At 63.5% G+C, this 912-nt stretch carries 1 protein-coding gene; it reads left to right on the forward strand.

Features of this window, described 5'->3' with window-relative positions:
- The first annotated feature begins 136 nt into the window (after positions 1-136).
- Positions 137-691, forward strand: coding sequence for an HNH endonuclease signature motif containing protein (locus tag ACTQ48_RS11280; protein WP_441042299.1), 555 nt, complete (start codon positions 137-139; stop codon positions 689-691).
- Positions 692-912: the final 221 nt, after the last annotated feature.

Here is a 912-nt window from a genome sequence, read left to right on the forward strand (position 1 = left end):
GGTCGAGCATCTCTGCCTCGGTGAGGCAGCGGCGGCGGGCCGGGCCGGTGATTTGCCCGTGCTTCCCGGTGCGGTGCATGTCGCCGGAGGTGGTGCTGGTGAAGGTTTCGTGACACCACCACTGTATAATGAGGTTATGGACGTTATCTGTGTCGACTGCGGTCAAGTCATCCCTGGAGCTGCTCACCAAAGGAGGCGGTGTGATGCCTGCCGGAAGGAACGGTTTCGTTCCTATGCCAAGCCAATTCGCACACTTAGGGACGGCGAAGAACCACCGGCGGGAGAGCCCCGTAGGTTCATCAACGGTGAGGGGTACATCAGGCTCCGCTGGAGTCTTCCCGGCGAGTACGTCGAGGCATACGAGCATCGTGTCGTCGCCGGAGCGAAAGACGGCGAGCAAGTTCACCACATCGATGGGAATCGAACCAACAACGATCCGAGCAACCTCTGCGTGCTGTCCCCCGAGGAACATCACAGACTGCATGCGGAGCATGGGAGTGGGCCCGCTTCCACCCACAAGTTCATCAGGATCGACGGGGATGAGGCCGAGAGGCTCTACAAGCTTGGCTATGGGACTGAGCGGATCGGACGGATCTTGAGTGCTGACCCATCTGCCGTCTGGCGCCTTCTCAAACGCCGCGGCGTTCAGATCAGGCGTGGCTACGGCGGGCCAAAGCGCAAAGCAGGCTAGCCCTTTAGCGCCGCAGTGCTCGGCGCGGCTACCGGCAATGGTGGCGTCGCAGGTGGAGCAGGTCCAGGTCATGATGTCTCCTGTCGGTTGCGGAGCGCCTGGCGTAGGCGCTCGCGGTGGGCTCTGATCTGGTCGGGGGTGGCGAGGTCGGTGCGTTGCTCCGGCTGCCATGTCGGCAGGGTCGGGGTCGCAGGTCGCCCGGCTGCCTCGGCTCGTCGTGC

Origin of the sequence: Collinsella sp. Sow4_E3 (genome assembly GCF_052116285.1) — a bacterium.
In the GTDB taxonomy this organism is placed as follows: domain Bacteria; phylum Actinomycetota; class Coriobacteriia; order Coriobacteriales; family Coriobacteriaceae; genus Collinsella.

Coding starts and splice junctions, on each gene's coding strand:
- ACTQ48_RS11280 (WP_441042299.1), top strand. CDS start 137: ATGGACGTTATCTGTGTCGACTGCGGTCAAGTCATCCCTGGAGCTGCT.